Here is a 20,317-nt window from a genome sequence, read left to right as displayed (position 1 = left end):
GGACAGCAGTACCGTGTCCGCAGGGGCCGAGCGACTGCCCGCGTCTCGAACCCCGAAGCCTGTCCCAGGGCCCTACTCTCGGAGTAGCCAATGGATACTTTGGACGTCTCCAGGTGGCAGTTCGGTATCACTACCGTCTACCACTTCATCCTTGTTCCGCTGACCATCGGACTTGCGCCGATGATCGCGATCATGCAGACGATGTGGGTGGTCACCAAAAAGGACCACTGGTATCGGCTCACCAAGTTCTTCGGCAAGCTTTTCCTCATCAACTTCGCACTCGGTGTAGCCACCGGCATCGTGCAGGAGTTCCAGTTCGGCATGAACTGGAGCGAGTACTCGCGATTCGTCGGTGACGTCTTCGGAGCTCCGCTCGCATTGGAAGGCCTTGTCGCCTTCTTCATGGAGTCCGTCTTCATCGGACTCTGGATCTTCGGTTGGGGCAGGCTGCCCAAACTTGTACACCTGGCGTGCATTTGGCTCGTGGCGATCGGCGTCAACGCGTCGGCATTCTTCATCATCGCGGCCAACTCGTTCATGCAGCATCCGGTCGGTGCGACGTACAACCCTGAAACGGGTCGTGCCGAGCTCACCAGTATCTGGGAGCTGCTGACCAACAACACCGCTCTCGCTGCCTTCCCGCACGCGGTTGCCGGCGCCTTCCTGACAGCGGCGACGTTCGTCGCCGGCATCAGTGGTTGGTGGATGGTGCGGAACATGCGCCGCGCCAAGCAGGCTGAGGCCGCCGAAGCCGAGCGCCTCGAAGCCGACGCACGGACGATGTACCGCCCGGCAACACGATTCGCGTTGCTCGTCATGATCGTGGCCGGAATCGGCATCATCTATACCGGTGACGTCCAAGGCAAGCTCATGTTCCAGCAGCAACCCATGAAGATGGCGTCGGCGGAATCGCTGTGCGACACCGAGATGGATCCGGACTTCTCGATCCTCACTATCGGCACTCACAACAACTGTGACAGCGTGACGCACGTTCTGAAGGTGCCGTTCGTTCTTCCATGGTTGGCCGAGGGCAAGTTCACCGGCGTCGAACTGCAAGGCGTGAACCAACTGCAGGAGCAGGCGGAGCAGGACTTCGGACCGGGTAACTACCGACCGAATCTCTTTGTCACGTACTGGTCTTTCCGCGCCATGATCGGCCTCGCCGCCGGTTCGGCAGCACTGGCTCTCGCGGGACTGTGGGTCACTCGTAAGGGGCGGGTCCCGGACCAGAAGTGGTTCGGAATACTCAGCCTGGTCGCGATCCCCACTCCGTTCATGGCGAACAGCGCCGGTTGGATCTTCACCGAGATGGGCCGTCAGCCCTGGGTGGTGCATCCCAACCCGACCGGCGTCGACATGATCAGACTTACTGTCGACCAAGGTGTTTCGGACCACGCGTCGGCTACCGTCTGGGCTTCGCTGATCACCTTCACCCTGCTGTACGGAGCGCTGGGAGTCGTCTGGTTCAAGCTGATCGTGCGGTACGCGAAGGAAGGCCCGTTGGAGCACGACATGCATCCGCCGGGCGATACAGATCATGACGAGCCGGAAGATCCGGACAAGCCCAAACAACTGTCGTTCGCGTACTAGGAGGCGATCATGGGACTTCAAGAAGTATGGTTCGTGCTCGTCGCAGTACTGTTCATCGGTTACTTCGTCCTCGAAGGGTTCGACTTCGGTGTCGGAATGCTCATGCCGATCGTCGGCAGAGGCAGTGACCTCCCGGCCGATACGCGTCGACGGGTAGCGCTCAACACGATCGGCCCGGTGTGGGACGGCAACGAAGTGTGGCTGATCACCGCCGGTGGCGCGATGTTCGCGGCATTCCCGGAGTGGTACGCGACGTTGTTCTCCGGGTTCTATCTACCGCTGCTGATCATCCTGGTGGCCTTGATCGTTCGTATCTGTGCCATCGAATGGCGAAGCAAGATCGACGACGACAAATGGCGTCAGCGTTGCGACTGGGGCATCATCTTCGGCTCCTGGGTCCCGGCAGTTCTCTGGGGCGTGGCTTTCGCGAACATCGTTCGGGGCGTGGCGATCAACGCAGACAAGCAGGTCGAGTCGGGATTCTTCGATCTGCTCAATCCGTACGCGCTGCTCGGCGGTCTGACCACCGCGCTGGTGTTCGCTCTCCACGGTGCAGTGTTCCTGGCACTCAAGAGTGCCGACGAGGTTCGTGAAGATGCCGTGAAAATTGCTGCACGACTGGCAATTCCAGCTATTCCTGTTGCCGGCGGATTCGTTCTGTGGACGCAACTCGCCTACGGCAAGGGATGGACGTGGATTCTGGTAGCTGCCGCTGCTGCGGCACTGATCGGCGTCGTCTTCCTGACGCGGGCCGAGCGCGAAGGCTGGGCCTTCGTTCTCACCTGTGTGGCCGTCATCGCCACCGTCGTGCTGCTGTTCGCCTCGCTGTTCCCGAACGTCATGCCGTCGACGCTGGATCCGGCGTACAGCCTGACCATCGAGAACGCGTCGTCGAGTCCGTACACGCTCAAGGTGATGACGTGGGCCGCGGCATTCATGACGCCGGTGGTGATCATCTACCAGGGTTGGACGTACTGGGTGTTCCGACAGCGCATCTCCTCCAAGCAGATTCCGGCGTCGATCGGTCTGCGATTCAAGGAGAAGACGTGGTAGTCACCAACCTTGAATCACGAAACATTCGAATCACGAAAGAACTGACGGTCGAATTCACGTGACTATCGAAGTAGGCGACGCTCCCACCACTCGGGAGCGTCGCCGGGGGCCGATCGACCCGCGGCTGTGGCGACATTCCGCTTCTGCGCGCGGCTATCTGATCCTCACGGTCGCTCTGTCGATGGTGAACGTCGTGATGGTCATCGTCGCGGCGCTCATGATCGGCCGGGTGCTGGCCGGAGTGATCACCACTCGAACTGTGGATGTTTCCTCGTGGACAACCGAATTGGTTGTTCTCGCCGCAGCTGTGGCGGTCCGAGTTCTGGGGACCTGGTTGCAGACCAGGTATGCGCACCGGGCGTCGACTCGCGTCGTTGCCGAGATCAAGAACGGCGTGCTGACGTCGGCGACGGCGATGAGTCCTCGCGATCTGGATCCGCGGCGTGACGAGATCGCGACCGTGGTCACCCGAGGTGTCGACGGCCTTGGTCCGTACCTGACGGGATACCTTCCGGCCCTGGTCTTGTCGGTGACGCTGACACCCATCACCCTGATAGTCATTGCGGTGCAGGACATGACGTCTGCGGTCATCATCTTCGTGACGCTGCCGCTGATCCCCATCTTCATGATTCTGATCGGCTTGCTGACAAAGGGTAAGTCGGAGAAGACGCTGGCAGCGATGACCACGTTGTCTTCGCAACTGCTCGATCTTCTTGCCGGTTTGCCGACGCTGCGGGCGCTCGGTCGTCAGCAAGGTCCTGCCGAGCGCGTCCGTGAACTCGGTGACGCTCATCGGCGAACGACGATGTCAGCTCTCCGCGTCGCGTTCCTGTCCTCGATGGTGCTGGAACTGCTCGCAACGCTCTGCGTCGCGTTGGTGGCCGTGAGTATCGGCTTGCGACTGGTGTACGGCGACATGTCACTCGAGCCGGGGATAGTCGCGTTGATCCTCGCCCCCGAGGTGTACCTGCCACTTCGGATGGTGGGAACCCAGTTCCACGCCGCCGAGGACGGAATGGCGGCAGCCGACAAGGCATTCGAGGTTATCGAGGCGGATTCTGCCGCGCCGGAGGGTGGTAGCACGACGGTGGTCGCTCGAGGCGCCGACATCGTCTTCGACGGACTCGGTGTGGCCTCTCGTGGGGGAGTCGCACCGTCTCGACTTTCCGCCATGGCATCGCCAGGGGCGATCACCGTGCTCACCGGTCCCAACGGCTGCGGCAAGTCGACGGCAGTGCACGCGCTGCTCGGGTTGATCGAACCGAGCAGTGGGCGTGTGACGGTCGCCGGCGTCGATGTCCGAGACCTGGACGAGCACGCGTGGTGGAGTCAGTTGGCCTGGCTTCCCCAGCATCCGGTCCTCCTACCCGGCACCGTTCGTGAAAATCTCGATCTCACCGGGGTCGTCGATGCGCAAGCACTGACCCACGCCGCTGCTGCGACGGGATTCGACGCGGTACTGGCCGAGCTGCCTGCGGGCGTCGAGACCGTGATCGGCGTCGGCGGTACAGGTCTGTCTTTGGGGCAGCGGCAACGGCTGGCACTGACACGCGTGCTTGCCTCGGACCGCGCAGTTCTTGTCCTGGACGAACCCACCGCTCACCTCGACTCGGATTCGGAAGGGACAGTGTTGGCTTCTCTGAGAGCACGGGCGGAGCGTGGCGACACCGTTGTCGTGATCGGCCACCGTCCGAGTGTGCTTGCCGCAGCTGACCGGATCGTCGAGGTGCGCGCTCATGAGAAGTGACGCTCACGATCCGCTTCTGCGTGCTCTGCGGCTACTGGAACTTCGGCCACGACGCGTACTGACGGCGGTAGCGGCGGGTGTGGCAACACTCGGTAGCGCACTCGCCTTGGCGGCGCTGTCCGCATGGTTGATCACGCGGGCTTGGGAGATGCCTCCCGTTCTCGATCTCAGTGTTGCGGTAGTTGCCGTACGCGCATTGGGAATCTCACGTGGTGTCTTCCGCTATCTCGAACGATTGACGACGCACGACGTCGCGTTGCGCGGAACCACCGCGGCGCGATCGAGGATCTACCAGCAGTTGGCCGCAGGAGATCCCGCGGCAGCAGCCGGACTACGACGCGGTGACCTGCTCTCACGTACGGGCGCCGACGTGGATGCACTGGGCGACGTCGTCGTCAAAGCACTGATCCCGATTGCGGTTTCGATTGTCCTCGCGTTTGCTGCGGTGGGAATCCTGTTGTTCATCTCGGTTCCGGCCGCGCTCATCCTGGCTGTTGCGCTGGCGGTGTCCGGGATCGCGGCACCCTGGCTGTCGGCTCGTGCTGCTCGTCTCGCCGAGGCCGACAGTTCTGCTGCCGCAGCGCGATTCAGTGAGTCCGCGGTGACCGCCCTCGACCATTCCGCCGAGCTCCGGGTATCGGGTCGCTTGGATCAGGCGGTGAGCGAGGCGGTCTCTGCCGAGAACGATGTGGTCGACGCAACCGATCGCGCGGCGGTCCCGAGTGCCTTTGCCGCCGCTGCCACGCCCCTGGCAATCGGAGTGAGCGTCCTCGGTGCCCTGCTGATCGGAATCTCGCTGTACGGAACCACCGACATGTCACCGATGTCCATGGGAATCCTTGTACTGCTTCCGCTGTCGGCTTTCGAGGGAACCGCGATACTGCCCAGCGCGGCGGTGGCATTGACCAAGGCGCGGCTGGCGTCGGCACGCATCATGGCGGTACTCGATCGAGCCGACGCCGAACACGTTGAAGGAAATCGTGCGTGGCCGGAGGACGGGGTCCTGAGTGTGCACGCGTTGCGGGCGGGTTGGCCCGGGGGAAAGGTGACCGAACCGCTGTCGGTGGATCTTCCTCGCGGTGCTCGTGTTGCCGTCGTCGGCGAGAGTGGATCGGGAAAGACCACTGCGCTGATGACGATGGCGGGACTGCTGCCGCCCGTCGCGGGAACAGTTCGTGTTGACTCGGTGGACGTTTCGGATATCGATCCGGCCGAGCTGCGTCGGCACGTCGGGTACTTCGCCGAAGACGCACACCTCTTCGAGACGTCGGTACTCGAGAACCTGCGCGTCGCGCGGGGTGACCTCACCGCCGAGGACGCGGAGAAGGCACTTGCCGCAGTTGGTCTCGGCGAGTGGCTGGCGGAACTGCCGGACGGGCTCGACACCTACCTGGTCGGCGGTATGCGAGCGGTTTCGGGCGGTGAGCGTCGTCGGTTGCTGTTGGCACGCGCGATCGTCTCGCCCGCGGAGGTACTGCTGCTCGACGAGCCGACCGAGCACATGGACGCGGAGGCCGGCGCTCAGTTGCTGCGCGAGTTGCTCGATCGCGACGGAATGCTGGTCGATTCTTCACGAACGGTTGTTGTCGTTACCCATCAACTTCCGGCCGGTACTGGAGCTGACCAGGTGATATGCGTCGGAAAAGTTTCTGTGGAAAATACGTTGCCGTCATCGTGAAGTGGGCGTACTTTCTCCTGTACACAAGGAAGGAGGTGGTCTGAAATTGAAGTACAGACGGACGCGTGAGGTGGCTGCCAGCTAGCCGCAATCGCTGATGGAATTCACTTACCGCGTGAGCGGCCGGCGAATCCCAGGCAGCCACCCGACCCCCGAGCCCCCGATCAGTCCGACCGGGATCCGCGCGAAAGCGTGGGTGTGGCTCGGGGGTCGCTTCGTGCCGTGCGCCTTTATCAACCCCCGGCGGTTAATAAAGGCGCACAGCGTGGACAAGGATTAGGCCCCCACCATCCACCGCGCTCGAGGATCGCTCTGACCTCGGCTGCAGTTCGGCACGAGGCCCCCTCCACCTCCTCCCAACCGAAGACCAGTGTGGCGTTGCCTGACAGTTCGGATGCGTTTCCTCGCCGACGATCCCGCAGCGCAGTCGCCCGAGAAGAGTGGAAGGCAAATCCGTCGAGTCGAACGATCAGTGCGACACCGCAATTGCGGTAGTCAACGTCCTCGTAGAGAGTTCTCCCATCGACGAGGACCGGCGATTGCCGTCGTGCTTCCGGCAAACCGTGTGCGCGCTCGACCTCGATTGCGTAGCGATGTTCGAGTACCGACTGGACACCGCGATCCAACAGGTCCAATGTCGAGGACAGCGCTTTGACATATCGCCTCGGCCGGCGGCATTCCATTCGGGTGCGCAATTCCATCCGTGACACTTTGCACGCCGTGGCGGAGCGAATCAGAGAACGAGCGGCGTCGCGAGCCGACGGCTCTGCAACCGCCAGGTCAATTGCGGTGTCGGCCAGCGAAGTACGAGCAGGCTGAGTGGCAACGCCGATGTGGGCCTGAGCGCGTGAACGATGAACGATCACTCCGGGATGGGCAGTGGACCACCCCAACGGAACGGGGCGCGCCGGGGAGCGTTCGGGTCTGACCGTCGGACTCTGACAGCGGGAGGATCTGCCGTATCGGACCGTGATGTGGATCGGCAGTTCGGACTCGATGTGCGTGAGTCCCCACTCTTCAGCTGCAGTCCGGTGGCTCAGGTAAGTCTCTCCGCCGCCGAACAGCAGTGCGGCCTCGAGAATCATTGCTCGGTTGAGCGGCCCGTTGGTGCTGGATTGAACGCCGTGGAGGACGGAAGTCCATTGACCCGATTCGACCAGATGTTGGATGCGGCGCGGTGAATAGCCGAAAGGGCGTAGTTGTTTGTTGGTCGCGAGTCCGTGCTGGAAGTCGAAGAGTCTTCGGAGATCAGGATCGATGTAGTCGCAGCTCATGCGAATACCGTCAGATCGCGGACCGACAAGAATCGGTCGAAGATGCCGCTCCGAAGCCCGCCTGTGGAATTTGTCGGTGCCTGTGGATGAATCTGCTGTGCGCCTTTATTAACCGCCGGGGGTTAATAAAGGCGCACAGCAGAGCTAGCCGATGTAGCGCGTCAGGCGGGCCGAGAGACGCGGTTCCAGGCCACCGTCAGACATGATCCGCTCTTCGACGTACGCGAGGTCGCCGCCTTCGACGATGCCGTACAGACGCTTCGCGCCGCCGTACAGTGCACCGGACTGGCTGCGGATCACCACGTCGGTGGCAAGTTCCCACGACGCCTGGGTGAGTGCGCGCCCGTAGTACATTTCGACGACACCGGAGCTGTGGCTGAGCAGGAGTTCGACCACTTCCTGGTTGACGCTGCCCGGGATGCCGTCGCCGCCCATGCGCCAGTAACCGCTCTCGCGCAGATCGGGGCTCACGTACTTGCCCTCGGCGTCGAGGCGCCAGGACCGGGACTCCCAATTGAGGTACGGGCCGCCGTCGTGCGAGATGACGATCTGCTGACCGAAGGCGTAGTCGCCGTTCTCGTCGTGTCCTTCACCTTCGCCGCGCCAGACACCGACGAGGGGGAGAAGCGCGAGGAGTTCGGGATTGATATCCGGGCCGAGGCGCAGGTTTGCGGTGTCCTCCGGCAACGGAAGGTCCGGCAGGGTCGGAATGTTGAGCGACGCCGTCGACTTGGAGCGCTCGACGGCGATGGCGACAGCTTCGTCCCCGCTGCCGCGCCTCACGGCACCTGCAGCGGCGGAATCGTCAGCGGTCGCGTCGGACCCTGAATCCGGAGCCTGACTCACGACTCGTCGGTGACCAAGCGGTACACGACGTACACGGAGAACCAAGCGATCATGACGGATGCGAGTGCGAGGAGTACCTCGAAGAAAATGACCACGGGTACATCTTAGACCGCGGCGACCGACCGGAAAAATCGGGAGCCGGAATGCAGAAGGCCCCGCACCGGAGGGGTGCGGGGCCGCCTGACAAAGCAGGAATTACTTGCTGACGGTCACGTCCACGTTGTGCACGCCCGAGCCCTCGGGAGCGACGGTGGAGGTGCCGTTGCCCGAGCTGGACAGTGCACGCACGGTCCACTCGCCCGGAGCGGCGAAGAAGCGGAAATCGCCGGTTCCTGATGCCACGACCTCGGCCGTGAACTCTCCGGAGCCGTCGAGCAGACGCACGAATGCGCCGCCGATGGGCTGGCCGTCAGCTGCGAGAACGCGGCCGGTGATGACCGTTTCCTTCTCGACGTCGACGCCGGCAGGCAGGGTCTGGCCCTGGGTAGGTGCTCCACACATGATCAGGCTCCCAATTCGATCGGTGCGCCGACGAGTGAGCCGTATTCGACCCAGCTGCCGTCGTAGTTCTTGACGTTGTTCTTGCCGAGGATCTCCTGCAGGACGAACCAGGTGTGGCTCGAACGCTCGCCGATGCGGCAGTAGGCGATCGTTTCCTTGGTGTCGTCGAAGCCCTTTTCCGCGTACAGCTTGGCGAGGTCGTCGTCCGACTTGAAGGTGCCGTCCTCGTTGGCGGTGGTGCTCCACGGGATGTTGATGGCTCCGGGGACGTGGCCACGCTGCTGCGCCTGCTCCTGCGGAAGGTGGGCGGGAGCGAGGATCTTGCCGGAGAACTCGTCAGGGCTACGAACGTCGACGAGGTTCTTGCTGCCGATGGCGTCGATGACCTCGTCGCGGAATGCGCGGATCGAGAAGTCGGGGGTCTCGGCCTTGTACTGCGTGGCTTCGCGGTTGACTGCGTCCTTGGAGAGCGGGCGTCCGTCGAGTTCCCACTTCTTGCGGCCGCCGTCGATCAGCTTGATGTCCTGGTGGCCGTACAGCTTGAAGTACCAGTAAGCGTAAGCGGCGAACCAGTTGTTGTTGCCACCGTAGAGAACGACGGTGTCGTCGTTCGCAATGCCTTTGGCGGAGAGCAGATCCGAGAACTGCTCCTGGTTCAGGAAGTCGCGTCGGACGCCGTCCTGGAGGTCCTTGCGCCAGTCGAGCTTGACTGCACCCTCGATGTGGCCGCCGTCGTATGCGCTGGTGTCCTCGTCCACCTCGACAAAAACGGTCTTGGGGGTGTTGAGGTTCTGCTCAGCCCAGTCAGCGGAGACTAGGACGTCGGAGCGAGCCATGGTGTTCCTTTCGATATGGTCTTGCATCGGTCGTTATCTAGCAGGGGTTCAGCAGGGTTGTGGGGCAAGCGTTTTCACGCGGTGGTAGCGCGGCCGGTATTTCGCAGCCTTGCGACGAGTGGATAGATCTGGCAGCCGAGGCAGATGCCGAACGCGGCGTTGAGCAGGGCCGCGAACAAGGCGAAGCCGGTGGCAACGGTGCCGACGATCGTCGACCCGGCCAGGAAACCGACCGTGCCGGCGAGTGCGAAGACGAAGCCGACGAACTGCGCGAAGCGCAGCGGCGCCACGGGTTCGCGTTCGCTGACCGGCGAGAGTCGCGGGGCGACGAGCTTGCCGAAGATCTGGCCGTACGGGCTGCGCTTGGGGCCGAGTACCGCTCCGACCGCGAAGACTATGGCCTGCAGTGCGAGAACGACGGTGGCGGCGGGCAGTGAGAAGGTCGAGAGGATGAGCGTGAGTACGAGAACGCCGGTGGTGACCCACGCGGCGAATCGAGGTCCGCGGACGTCGACCTGCTCGAGCTGGGGTGTGGTTGTGGACATCGGGAGTGCTCCTGCGCTGGATTGCATGATGCTGTGCCTGGGCCGAGAAAACGGGACGTCAAAGTCCCACTCGGTGGATTGATCACGTGAGCGAAAGCTCGAAGGTCAGAGAGATCTGACGGATGTGGTGATCAGCAACAGGTACAGCAACAGCCCCCGAGGCGGCACAGGTCTACTGCGCGGCGTCGGGTGAGCATCAGCTCGTGGCGGGTTTGCACGTCGGCGAGTTTACCCCGAATTCTCGGATTTTGGCTCGTGGGGTCCGGATAGTGGTACGAGTGCAGCTTTCAGATCGGCTGCGGATGGCACTCCGGACACCCGGAACTGTTCCTCCAGGCCACCGTCGAGGATGAAGGTGGTGGGCAGCGAGAGGACACTCATCTCGCGTGCCAGAGCCGGTTCCTTGTCGATGTCGAGCTCGATCTCCACCGGCGGACGGGGAGCGTCGGCCATCGAGATCACGACCTGACCGACGACGCGGCGTACTGCCGCGCACGGTCCGCACCAGTCGGCAGAGAAATGCAGTACGACGGGTCCGCCGTTCGGCGAAGAGACTCCAGCAGTGCGGAGCAGTTCGAGGCGACTGTCCGCCGCGCCGGTCGCGGCCGGCGTGGTGACTCGGACCTTTCCGTTGCGCGACTTGAGAAAGAGCCCGACCGCGACGACGGCGACCAGCGCGACCAGCAGAATTGTGATCCCGGTCATCGGTTCTGCAGCTCTGCGAGATCGATCGTCGTGTTTTCGGCGCTGCCTTCGATCACGATTCTTCCGCCTTCCGCGTAGACCAGGCTCGGCTGAATTCCGTAGGGAAGTGCCTGCGGATCGATCGTGTAGCTGAACAAGCCGAGGACGACGGGTTCGAGTGCTGCGGGGATCGAGAAATCGGCTTTGCCCTCCGGACCGAAGTACAGATTGCTGGCGACGATCTTGACCTGCCCACCTTCCAGAACCAGGTTGGCCTGCACACTCACTGCAGTCTCGACCGGGCCGACGGCAACCGTTCCCGTCAGCACGACGGCGCCCGCGGTGCTCGCTCCGGTTCCGCCGCTGCCCCCGGTGCCATCCGACTTGTTGGCCGGCGGCGAAGATACCTGCAGGTCAGGGATATTGAGCAGCTTTCCGAGGTCGGTGGCGTTGATTCCCATCCGGCCGTCGAGTTTGTCGACGGGGAGTTGGGTGACATTGCCGTTCACGATGTCGGAGAAGGGAACGGTGACCCCGCGCAGATCGGCCTCGACGGTCACTTCGCCCACCACGTCGCTCTGGACGCCGGTAGCTCTGACGTAGACGTCCTTGTATTTCCCGCCGAGTGCCTGGGTGAGGAAGGGGAACCCGTTGAAGGTGACCTCCGGATCGGACTCGAGTGATGCGCCGGTTCGGAGCTCGCGGGAAACCCGGTACTCGGCGTACGCGGCCGCGCCGAAATCGGCCACCAGTCCGAGGCCGAGGAGAAAGACGATGCCGATGATCAGTTTGCGCACCGCACCATTGTGACGGACTCCGGTCGGGGTTCGATGCGACGGCCCCGGTACCAGGCACGCTAATGTAGGGACCGACCAAAAGCGTCGAACTACTCGAGCGTTGCCCTCACGGGTTGCGCGGGCTACTAGATAGGAGGCCGTGTGGAACTGCTCCTCCTCACCTCCGACCCCAACCCGGAAGCTGTACTACCGGCGTTGGCGTTGCTGGCGCACTCGGTTCGGCCTGCCCCCACAGAGGTTTCCTCGCTACTCGAGGCAAGTTCCGCGGACGTGGCATTGGTGGATGCGCGCACCGATCTGGCTGCCGCACGCGGGTTGTGTCGATTGCTCGGAAGCACAGGATCCGCAGTACCTGTGGTCGCCGTCCTCACCGAAGGCGGACTCGTTGCCGTCAACGCCGACTGGGGGTTGGACGACATCCTGCTTCCCGGTACCGGTCCGGCTGAGGTGGACGCCCGATTGCGGTTGTTGGTCGCCCGCAGCGGCGGTGTGGCCAGTCCGGAAGCGTCGGGAAAGATCACGCTGGGCGAACTGGTTATCGACGAGGGGACGTACACGGCACGACTGCGTGGACGGCCCCTTGATTTGACTTACAAGGAATTCGAGCTGCTCAAGTACCTCGCGCAGCACGCCGGACGGGTATTCACCCGGGCGCAGCTGCTGCAGGAAGTGTGGGGCTACGACTTCTTCGGCGGCACCAGGACGGTCGACGTCCACGTGCGTCGTCTGCGGGCGAAACTCGGCACCGAATACGAGTCCTTGATCGGTACAGTCCGAAATGTCGGATATAAGGCAGTGCGTCCGACCAGGGCCAAGGGTGGCGCAGCTGCTCCCGTTCAGTTCGAGGACGACGAGGACGTCGACTACGACGCGGCCGACGGATCGGTGGTCTGACGTGGGTTGGACAGATTCACTGCCGGCTGGATTCGCCGAGCAGGTTTCCGCGCTTCTCGATCGCGCAACCGAGTTCGACGGCAAGGCGCCCGTGTCGGAACAGGGGCGCCATGCCGTTGCCGGGCGCGGCGGCGCGCGACACTTCCTCGAACTCGACGGCGATGCAGTCGTCGGTTATGCGCAGCTGCAAGCCGGTTCGGACGAGCATCCCGACATGGCCGAGTTGGTGGTCGACCCGCAGGCGCGGCGTCGCGGCATCGGAACCAGTCTTGCTGCAGCGGTATTCGACGAGGGCCGGCCGGGCACGCGTGTCTGGGCGCACGGAAACGTCGACGCCGCAGTCGAATTCGCCAAGAGCCTCGATCTGGTCAGCGTTCGTGAACTCCTGCAGCTGCGTCGACCACTCGATGCTCCGCAGCTTCCGGAAATCGTTGTGCCCGAAGGTGTGACGATTCGGACGTATCGTGGACCCGAAGACGATTCCGAGATCCTTCGCGTCAACAATGCGGCCTTCTCCTGGCATCCCGAGCAGGGTGGCTGGACCCAGGCGGAGATCGACGAGAGAACGGCCGAAGGTTGGTTCGACCCTGCTGGTCTGTTCATGGCGTTCGCGGACACCGATCCCGATACTCTTCTCGGCTTTCACTGGACCAAGGTGCACGCACCCGAAGGTGACGATCCGGAGCTGGGGGAGGTGTACGTCGTGGGGATCGATCCCGCGGCGCAGGGACGAGGTCTCGGCCGAGTGCTGACTCTCGCGGGCATGCATTACCTGCGTGATCGCGGCCTCGGAACCGTCCTTCTGTACGTCGAAGGCGACAACACGGCCGCCCTCCACACGTACGAACGACTCGGCTTCGATCGCTTCCACGTGGACATGGCTTACGCCCGCGCGCTCTGACGTCACAGTCGGACACGCAGAAATGTCCAGTCTGTTCATTCTCCGTTAACCATGTGTGGTCCAGCCGGACACCGCGCCCGCCTACTTTTCTCTGTGGGCAGCGCCGTGTTGCCTGATGCAGATTTCAATCATTCTGCGTCTCATGTCGCCGCCCGATCGTGGGCGTGGCGGTAGCGATTTCCGGAGGATCTTGGTGAATCTCAAGCGCAGTGGTGCCCTGCTCGGTGTAGTGGCCGTGGGCGCCATGACCTTGGCCGCATGTGGCAGCGACAACAACTCGTCGTCGACGGGTGTGGACGCGTCCGCATCGAACGCAACGTGCGAAGGCAAGAGCAACCTCTCTGCCGCTGGTTCCTCGGCACAGAAGAACGCCATGGACCAGTTCGTCGCCACTTACATCTCCGTGTGCCAGGAAAAGGGCAAGACGGTCAACGTCGCGTACAACCCCAGCGGTTCGGGCGACGGTCGTACACAGTTCATCGCCGGCCAGATCGACTTCGCCGGCTCCGACTCGGCCATCAAGGACGAGCAGGCAGACAAGGCCAAGGAGCGTTGCGTCGGCGGCGAAGCCTGGAACCTTCCCCTCGTCTTCGGCCCGATCGCAGTTGCATACAACCTCGACGGCGTCGACAAGCTCGTTCTCAACGCAGAGGTTCTCGCGAAGATCTTCAACGGCGGCATCACCAAGTGGAACGATCCGGCAATCGCCGCGCTCAACTCCGGTGCATCGCTTCCCGACGAGAAGATCACCACCGTGATCCGCTCCGATTCCTCGGGTACCACTGACAACTTCCAGAAGTACCTCGACGCGGCATCGAACGGTGCTTGGACGTCGGGCGCAGGGTCCGACTTCACCGGTGGCGTCGGTGAGGGCGCCAAGGGTTCGGCGGGCGTTGCACAGGCAGTTGCCACGGCACCGGGTTCGATCACCTACGTCGAGAAGTCGTTCGCCGATCAGAACAAGCTCTCGGTTGCCGAAATCAACACCGGCTCCGAGGCAGTCGCACTGACCAACGACACGGCCGCGAAGTCGATCGCAGGCGCGAAGTTCAAGTCCGACGCAACCGGCGACCTGACGCTCGACCTCGCGTCGATCTTCAAGACCAACGAAGCCGGCGCCTACCCGCTGGTTCTCGCCACGTACTCGATCGTCTGCTCCAAGGGCTACGACGCGGACACCTCCGCAGCAGTGAAGTCGTTCCTGACGAGCGCGGCCAACGAGGGTCAGGCCAACCTGGCCGAGCAGGGTTACGTCCCGCTGCCGTCCAACGTCCAGGATCGCCTCAACGCGTCCATCACGGCAATCAGCTGACCTAGAGACTCGTGCGGACAAGCTCATGGATCTACATTCAGACGTGAAGGAAGTGAGCGCGCATGAGTGACGCGCCCATCACCTCGACATCTCGTTCTCCCGGCCCCGCAACCAGCGGGGCCGGGGTGGGCGGTCCGAACGGCACCACGGAGGACACGATTACTTCCACCAAGGCTCCAGAAACCGAGCATCCTCCGAAGGGTGACGGTCCGGGTAGCGGCAACAGCAAGACGGTGACCCGTCCGGGAGACCGCATCTTCAGCTCGCTCGCATCCGGTTCGGCAATCTTCATCACGGTTGTCATCGCGGCGATCGGCGCGTTCCTGATCTGGCGTGCTGTTCCTGCTTTGAGCCGGAACCAGGTCAACTTCCTGACCAGCCGTGAATGGGTCACGCAGAACATCAACGCGATGGCGTTCGGTGTCCTCGACCTTTTCCAGGTCACGGTGTTGGTCTCGCTGTTCGCACTGGTGCTCGCGATGCCGATCGCACTGGGCATCGCGATCTTCCTGACTTCGTACTCACCCAAGTGGCTCACGCGGCCACTGTCGTACACGATCGACCTTCTGGCAGCTGTGCCGTCCATCGTCTACGGCCTGTGGGGACTTCTCGTCTTCGCTCCGGCGATCACCCCGGTCGCGGTGTGGCTCAACGACACTCTCGGCTGGTTCCCGCTCTTCGCCGACGGCAGCGGATCGATCACCGGTGGCGGCACCATCTTCACCGCAGGCATCGTCCTCGCCGTGATGATCCTTCCGGTCATCACCGCAGTGACCCGCGAGGTGTTCATCCAGACCCCGCGATCACAGATCGAAGCCGCACTCGCCCTCGGCGCCACGCGCTGGGAAGTTGTGCGCACCACGGTCATCCCGTTCGGTAAGTCCGGCTACATCAGCGGCTCGATGCTCGGTCTCGGACGCGCACTCGGTGAGACGATGGCGCTCTACCTGATCCTGCGCACCACCTCTCAGGCCTTCGGCTGGTCGCTGTTCGACGGCGGCTCGACCATCGCCTCCAAGATCGCCCTCGGCTACGCGGAGTTCAACAACGACATCCAGGCAGGCGCGTACATCGCGGCCGGACTGGTGCTGTTCGTACTGACCTTCGTCGTCAACGCGGCTGCCCGCGCAGTGATCGCCGGAAAGAAGGACTGACCCATGACCTCCACTCTGGACCGGCCGGTCAAGGCCCCCACTTTCCAAGGCGTCGGCGCTCGTCGTCGTGCCAAGGACGTCATCGCGACCATCCTGGTGAGCCTGGCAGTCGTCATCGCGCTCATCCCGTTGGTCTGGGTGCTCTTCACGGTCATCGCCAAGGGCCTGCCCGCTCTGACGTCGCCTACCTGGTTCACCAACTCGCTGAGCGGATTGACGGCGTCGGCCGACGGCGGCGGTATCTATCACGCATTGATCGGTACCCTGCTGCAAGGCATCGTGTGCGCGGTCTTCTCCATCCCGCTCGGTATCTTCGTCGCGATCTACCTGGTGGAGTACGCCGACCGGAAGTCGAAGCTGGGCAAGCTGACCACGTTCATGGTCGACATCCTCAGCGGTGTTCCGTCGATCGTGGCCGCGCTGTTCATCTACGCCCTGTGGATCGCGACCTTCGGCTTCCCCAAGTCCGCGTTTGCGGTGTCACTGGCTCTGGTCCTTCTGATGGTCCCGGTCGTCATCCGCTCCACCGAGGAAATGCTGCGCATCGTCCCGATGGATCTGCGAGAGGCGTCGTACGCGCTCGGTGTGCCGAAGTGGAAGACCATCTCGAAAATCGTTCTGCCGACGGCACTTCCCGGCATCATCACCGGCGTCATGCTGGCCCTGGCACGCGTGCTCGGTGAGACCGCACCGCTGCTGATCCTCGTCGGCTACGCACCGTTCATCAACTTCGACCTGTTCAACGGCGAAATGGGCACACTGCCTTCCGTCATGGTCGCCGAGATGAACAACCCCACCGACGCCGGCACCAACCGCATCTGGGGCGCAGCACTGACCCTGATCCTGCTGATCGCGATCCTCAACATCGTCGCGAAGCTGATCGGTCACTTCTCACAGGTCAGAAGTAAGTGATGCGGCCTCGGAACATGTTCGTACTCAACAGCGTCAACAACTCAGTAGGGAGCCGGTAATGGCCAAGCGTCTGGATCTCAAGGACGTCAACATCTACTACGGCAAGTTCCACGCCGTCGCCGATGTGGGCCTGTCCGTCCCGCCCCGGAGCGTCACCGCCTTCATCGGCCCGTCCGGTTGCGGCAAGTCCACCGTTCTCCGTTCACTCAACCGCATGCACGAAGTGATTCCCGGTGCGCGCGTCGAGGGTTCGGTGCTGCTCGACGGCGAGGACATCTACGGCTCGAACGTCGATCCGGTCGGTGTTCGCAAGACCATCGGCATGGTGTTCCAGCGACCCAACCCCTTCCCGACCATGTCCATCAAGGACAACGTCGTCGCGGGCTTGAAGTTGCAGGGCGAGCGCAGCAAGAAGAAGCTCGACGAGGTGGCCGAGCGTTCGCTGCGCGGTGCCAACCTGTGGAACGAGGTCAAGGATCGCCTCGACAAGCCCGGTGGCGGCCTCTCAGGCGGTCAGCAGCAGCGTCTGTGCATCGCGCGTGCCATCGCGGTCTCGCCCGACGTCCTGCTCATGGACGAGCCGTGCTCCGCGCTCGACCCGATCTCGACTCTCGCGATCGAAGACCTGATCACCGAGCTGAAGAAGGACTTCACGATCGTCATCGTCACGCACAACATGCAGCAGGCTGCGCGTGTGAGTGACCAGACGGCATTCTTCAACCTCGAGGCAACCGGCAAGCCCGGTCAGCTCGTCGAGATCGACGACACCGAGAAGATCTTCTCGAACCCGACGCAGAAGGCCACCGAGGACTACATCTCCGGCCGCTTCGGATAGGTCCCGGGATCAACCCTGCACGATCATGTTTCACCCCCGTTTCCAACAGGAGACGGGGGTGAAACTTTTTGGTTGTGGTGATAGTTCCCACTCCGGTGCGCAGAGCTGAGCGTCGTTGGGCGCCCGAATAATTCGATGAGCAGCGCAAGTGCGCCGAGTGGGCGCTGAAGTAGCCGACGACGTGAATCTCGTGGATACTGACGACGCTTCGGACAATGCTAATCTCGGCCCGACAGCACGCTGTCGATCGATGTCGTTTCACAACCGGAAGGGCTTGTCAGTGCACCTCACCCCTTCAGATACCGAAAAGCTGCTCCTGAGCGTCGCGGGCATGGTCGCCCGTGACCGCCGCGAGCGCGGGGTACTGCTGAACTACCCCGAAGCGATGGCACTGATCTCGTGCTGGATTCTCGAGCGCGCGCGTGACGGAATGACGGTTGCGGAACTGATGAACGCCGGTCGGCAAGTGCTCACCCGCGACGACGTGATGGAAGGGGTACCCGAGATGATTGCAAACGTCCAGGTGGAGGCCACTTTCCCGGACGGTCGCAAACTGGTCACCGTGACGGAGCCCATTCGATGATTCCCGGCGAAGTACGTGTGTCCACCGAACCGCTCGAGTTCGGCACGGACGCGGAGAAGATCACGATGGTCGTCGTCAACGACGGCGATCGCCCCATTCAGATCGGTTCACATCTCCACCTTCCCGCGGCCAACCCGGCGTTGACCTTCGATCGCGAAGCGGCAGACGGCTTCCGGCTCGACATCCCCTCGGGAACGTCGGTTCGGTTCGAACCCGGGGTCAGCAGAACGGTGACACTGATCGCGCTCGGCGGACTCAAAAGGGTTCCGGGCCTGCAGATCGTGCCGGACGAAGACCTACCGACACATGCGCGCGAGCCCAAGACCGTCATGCCGTTCGGCACGCCCGGCGTCGAGGTCGAAGAACCTTTGCGAGCGTCCTCGGTGAACGTGCGTGTGAGTGATGTTCCAGTCGAGGCGGATTCACCGGACGACGCCGCGACGACAGTTGAGAGGACAGCCGAATGAGCAGGATCGATCGACGCGGCTACGCCTCCCTGTACGGCCCGACCGCAGGTGACCAGATCCGTTTGGCCGACACCGATCTGTGGATCGAGATCGAGCACGACTACACCGCGACCGGCGACGAGATGGTCTTCGGCGGCGGTAAGAGCATCCGAGAGTCGATGGGCCAGGGCCTGACCACTCGCGACCAGGGTGCTCTCGACGTCGTCATCACCAACACGGTGATTCTCGATCACTGGGGAATCGTCCGGGCAGACGTCGGAATTCGCGACGGACGCATCGTTGCGATCGGCAAGTCCGGTAACCCCGACATCATGGATGGCGTGCACCCCAAGTTGCTCATCGGGCCGAGCACCGACGTGATCGCCGGTGAGGGAAAGATCCTCACCGCGGGTGCGATCGACACTCACGTGCACTTCCTCAGTGAAATCGAGATGATGGAGGCGCTCGCGACCGGTACGACGACGGTGGCGGGCGGCGGAACGGGCCCCACCGAGGGAAGCAAGGCAACCACCGTCACACCCGGCGCCTGGTCCTTGACGATGATGCACCGCGCCCTCGACCACATCCCGCTCAACGTTCTTCTCCTCGGCAAGGGCAGCACCGTCAGTCATGAGGCCATGCGTCAGGAAGCTCTCGCCGGCGCAGGCGGATTCAAGGTCCACGAGGACTGGGGTTCCACTCCGGCTGCGATCGACGCAGCTCTGCGCGCAGCCGACGAGTTCGGCCTCCAGGTAGCGCTGCACGCCGACAGCCTCAACGAAACCGGTTACGTACAGCACACTTTGGATGCGATCGCCGGACGCGGGATCCACGTGTTCCATGCGGAAGGCGCCGGCGGCGGGCACGCACCGGACATCATCGTGACGGCAGGTGAGCCGAACGTTCTTCCGGCATCGACCAATCCGACGTTGCCGCATACCGTCAACACGGTTGCCGAGCACCTCGACATGCTCATCGTGTGTCATGCGCTCAATCCCCGGGTTCCGGAGGATCTTGCCTTTGCCGAGTCCCGGATCCGGCCGACAACGATTGCAGCAGAAGACTTTCTGCACGACATCGGAGCCATCTCGATCACCTCGTCCGACGCCCAGGCGATGGGCCGTATCGGTGAGGTGACCCTGCGGACATGGCAGGTGGCTCACGTCATGAAGGCCCAGTACGGCAAGCTGGGCACCAGCATGCCGGCCGACAACGAGCGTGCGCGGCGTTACGTCGCCAAGTACACGATCTGCCCCGCGGTGGCGCACGGTATCGATCACGAGATCGGCTCGGTCGAGGCAGGGAAGATGGCGGACCTGGTGCTGTGGGATCCCGCGTTCTTCGGAGTCCGTCCTTCTGCCGTGATCAAGGGCGGGGCGATAGTTGCTGCGCCGCTTGGTGATCCGAATGCTGCTATCCCGACCCCGCAGCCGGTGTTCGTTCGCCCGGCCATCGCGGCGACTCCGGGATCGGCCCCGCACCTGTCCACGACGTTCGTCTCTCCGATGGCCATCGAGGACGGTCTGGCCGATCGTCTCGGTCTCACCCGCACCCTTACCGGTGTTCGTCCGACGAGACACCTCACCAAGGCGGACATGCCGAACAACACGGCGCTGCCGTCCATCGACGTCGATCCGGAGACGTTTGCCATCAAGGTCAACGGCGACCTGATCGCGCCCAACCCCGTTGACGTAGTGCCGATGGCTCAGCGCTACATGCTGTTCTGAAA

21 protein-coding genes are annotated in these 20,317 nt (G+C 63.1%); 13 read left to right on the top strand and 8 right to left on the bottom strand.

The genetic code is table 11. From position 1 onward, the window contains the following. Nucleotides 1-90 precede the first annotated feature (90 nt). Genes QM609_RS19045 through cydC form a run of 4 tightly spaced genes read left to right on the top strand, consistent with a single transcriptional unit; the run spans nt 91 to nt 6,068 of the window. On the top strand, nt 91-1,590 hold the full coding sequence (locus QM609_RS19045; protein ID WP_007733830.1) for a cytochrome ubiquinol oxidase subunit I: 1,500 nt from the start codon (nt 91-93) through the stop codon (nt 1,588-1,590). Between the two features lie 9 nt (nt 1,591-1,599). Continuing rightward, entirely contained in the window at nt 1,600-2,643 is a 1,044-nt protein-coding gene (cydB, locus tag QM609_RS19040) for a cytochrome d ubiquinol oxidase subunit II (RefSeq protein WP_003939727.1), read from the top strand. 58 nt (nt 2,644-2,701) lie between these two features. Then, a complete protein-coding gene (gene cydD / locus QM609_RS19035) occupies nt 2,702-4,390 on the top strand; it encodes a thiol reductant ABC exporter subunit CydD (RefSeq protein ID WP_007733831.1) in 1,689 nt (562 codons plus the stop codon). Beyond that, the gene (gene cydC / locus QM609_RS19030; protein ID WP_007733832.1) at nt 4,380-6,068 is read left to right on the top strand and encodes a thiol reductant ABC exporter subunit CydC; all 1,689 of its coding nucleotides are present in this window, start codon (nt 4,380-4,382) and stop codon (nt 6,066-6,068) included. Before cydD ends, cydC begins: the two co-directional genes overlap by 11 nt. Nucleotides 6,069-6,301: 233 nt before the next feature. On the opposite strand, the gene QM609_RS19025 is transcribed toward cydC, so the two are convergent. The 8 genes from QM609_RS19025 to QM609_RS18995 all read right to left on the bottom strand — a co-directional run bounded on the left by QM609_RS19025 (nt 6,302) and on the right by QM609_RS18995 (nt 11,551). After that, nucleotides 6,302-7,342 (bottom strand): type IV toxin-antitoxin system AbiEi family antitoxin domain-containing protein, encoded by a 1,041-nt coding sequence (locus QM609_RS19025; RefSeq protein WP_007733834.1) that lies wholly within the window; start codon nt 7,340-7,342, stop codon nt 6,302-6,304. A gap of 144 nt (nt 7,343-7,486) precedes the next feature. After that, nucleotides 7,487-8,125, bottom strand: a complete 639-nt coding sequence (locus QM609_RS19020) for a heme-binding beta-barrel domain-containing protein (protein ID WP_039973378.1) — start codon at nt 8,123-8,125, stop codon at nt 7,487-7,489. A 258-nt stretch (nt 8,126-8,383) separates the two neighbouring features. Next, nucleotides 8,384-8,689, bottom strand: a complete 306-nt coding sequence (locus tag QM609_RS19015) for a DUF1416 domain-containing protein (RefSeq protein WP_003939797.1) — start codon at nt 8,687-8,689, stop codon at nt 8,384-8,386. A gap of 2 nt (nt 8,690-8,691) precedes the next feature. After that, entirely contained in the window at nt 8,692-9,525 is an 834-nt protein-coding gene (locus QM609_RS19010; RefSeq protein WP_003939859.1) for a sulfurtransferase, read from the bottom strand. A gap of 74 nt (nt 9,526-9,599) precedes the next feature. After that, nucleotides 9,600-10,070 carry a DUF4395 domain-containing protein gene (locus QM609_RS19005; RefSeq protein WP_003940408.1) on the bottom strand — a complete coding sequence of 157 codons (471 nt, stop codon included), beginning with the start codon at nt 10,068-10,070 and terminating at the stop codon, nt 9,600-9,602. Nucleotides 10,071-10,201: 131 nt separating this feature from the next. Next, complete coding sequence (locus QM609_RS29290; RefSeq protein ID WP_350318872.1) at nt 10,202-10,288, bottom strand: putative leader peptide; 87 nt, start codon at nt 10,286-10,288, stop codon at nt 10,202-10,204. A gap of 10 nt (nt 10,289-10,298) precedes the next feature. Continuing rightward, nucleotides 10,299-10,775 carry a thioredoxin family protein gene (locus QM609_RS19000; RefSeq protein WP_050654782.1) on the bottom strand — a complete coding sequence of 159 codons (477 nt, stop codon included), beginning with the start codon at nt 10,773-10,775 and terminating at the stop codon, nt 10,299-10,301. Next, nucleotides 10,772-11,551, bottom strand: coding sequence for an LmeA family phospholipid-binding protein (locus QM609_RS18995; protein WP_003939847.1), 780 nt, complete (start codon nt 11,549-11,551; stop codon nt 10,772-10,774). Before QM609_RS18995 ends, QM609_RS19000 begins: the two co-directional genes overlap by 4 nt. Before the next feature lie 141 nt (nt 11,552-11,692). Here QM609_RS18995 and QM609_RS18990 point away from each other — a divergent pair, with 141 nt between their 5' ends. The 9 genes from QM609_RS18990 to QM609_RS18950 all read left to right on the top strand — a co-directional run bounded on the left by QM609_RS18990 (nt 11,693) and on the right by QM609_RS18950 (nt 20,315). After that, a complete protein-coding gene (locus QM609_RS18990) occupies nt 11,693-12,445 on the top strand; it encodes a winged helix-turn-helix transcriptional regulator (protein WP_003939728.1) in 753 nt (250 codons plus the stop codon). 1 nt (nt 12,446) lies between these two features. Then, the gene (mshD, locus tag QM609_RS18985; protein WP_054187699.1) at nt 12,447-13,346 is read left to right on the top strand and encodes a mycothiol synthase; all 900 of its coding nucleotides are present in this window, start codon (nt 12,447-12,449) and stop codon (nt 13,344-13,346) included. 193 nt (nt 13,347-13,539) lie between these two features. Next, nucleotides 13,540-14,658: a phosphate ABC transporter substrate-binding protein PstS gene (pstS, locus tag QM609_RS18980; protein ID WP_003940482.1), complete on the top strand. Its 1,119-nt coding sequence runs from the start codon at nt 13,540-13,542 to the stop codon at nt 14,656-14,658. 62 nt (nt 14,659-14,720) lie between these two features. Next, the gene (gene pstC, locus QM609_RS18975; protein ID WP_007733846.1) at nt 14,721-15,812 is read left to right on the top strand and encodes a phosphate ABC transporter permease subunit PstC; all 1,092 of its coding nucleotides are present in this window, start codon (nt 14,721-14,723) and stop codon (nt 15,810-15,812) included. A gap of 3 nt (nt 15,813-15,815) precedes the next feature. Beyond that, nucleotides 15,816-16,724: a phosphate ABC transporter permease PstA gene (gene pstA, locus QM609_RS18970; RefSeq protein ID WP_003940100.1), complete on the top strand. Its 909-nt coding sequence runs from the start codon at nt 15,816-15,818 to the stop codon at nt 16,722-16,724. Between the two features lie 58 nt (nt 16,725-16,782). Beyond that, nucleotides 16,783-17,559, top strand: coding sequence for a phosphate ABC transporter ATP-binding protein PstB (gene pstB, locus QM609_RS18965; protein ID WP_003939968.1), 777 nt, complete (start codon nt 16,783-16,785; stop codon nt 17,557-17,559). Nucleotides 17,560-17,839: 280 nt separating this feature from the next. Continuing rightward, on the top strand, nt 17,840-18,142 hold the full coding sequence (ureA, locus tag QM609_RS18960; RefSeq protein ID WP_003939800.1) for an urease subunit gamma: 303 nt from the start codon (nt 17,840-17,842) through the stop codon (nt 18,140-18,142). Next, nucleotides 18,139-18,609 carry an urease subunit beta gene (ureB, locus tag QM609_RS29215; protein WP_007733849.1) on the top strand — a complete coding sequence of 157 codons (471 nt, stop codon included), beginning with the start codon at nt 18,139-18,141 and terminating at the stop codon, nt 18,607-18,609. The genes ureA and ureB overlap by 4 nt, the downstream gene beginning before the upstream one ends. Then, nucleotides 18,606-20,315, top strand: a complete 1,710-nt coding sequence (locus QM609_RS18950; protein ID WP_030535249.1) for an urease subunit alpha — start codon at nt 18,606-18,608, stop codon at nt 20,313-20,315. The genes ureB and QM609_RS18950 overlap by 4 nt, the downstream gene beginning before the upstream one ends. The last annotated feature ends 2 nt before the right edge of the window (nt 20,316-20,317 follow it).

The sequence above is a fragment of the Rhodococcus sp. IEGM 1302 genome (genome assembly GCF_030056935.1).
Lineage (GTDB): Bacteria > Actinomycetota > Actinomycetes > Mycobacteriales > Mycobacteriaceae > Rhodococcus_F > Rhodococcus_F qingshengii.
The sequence above is the reverse complement of the archived record's forward strand: the minus strand, read 5'-3'. Positions and strand labels throughout refer to the sequence as shown.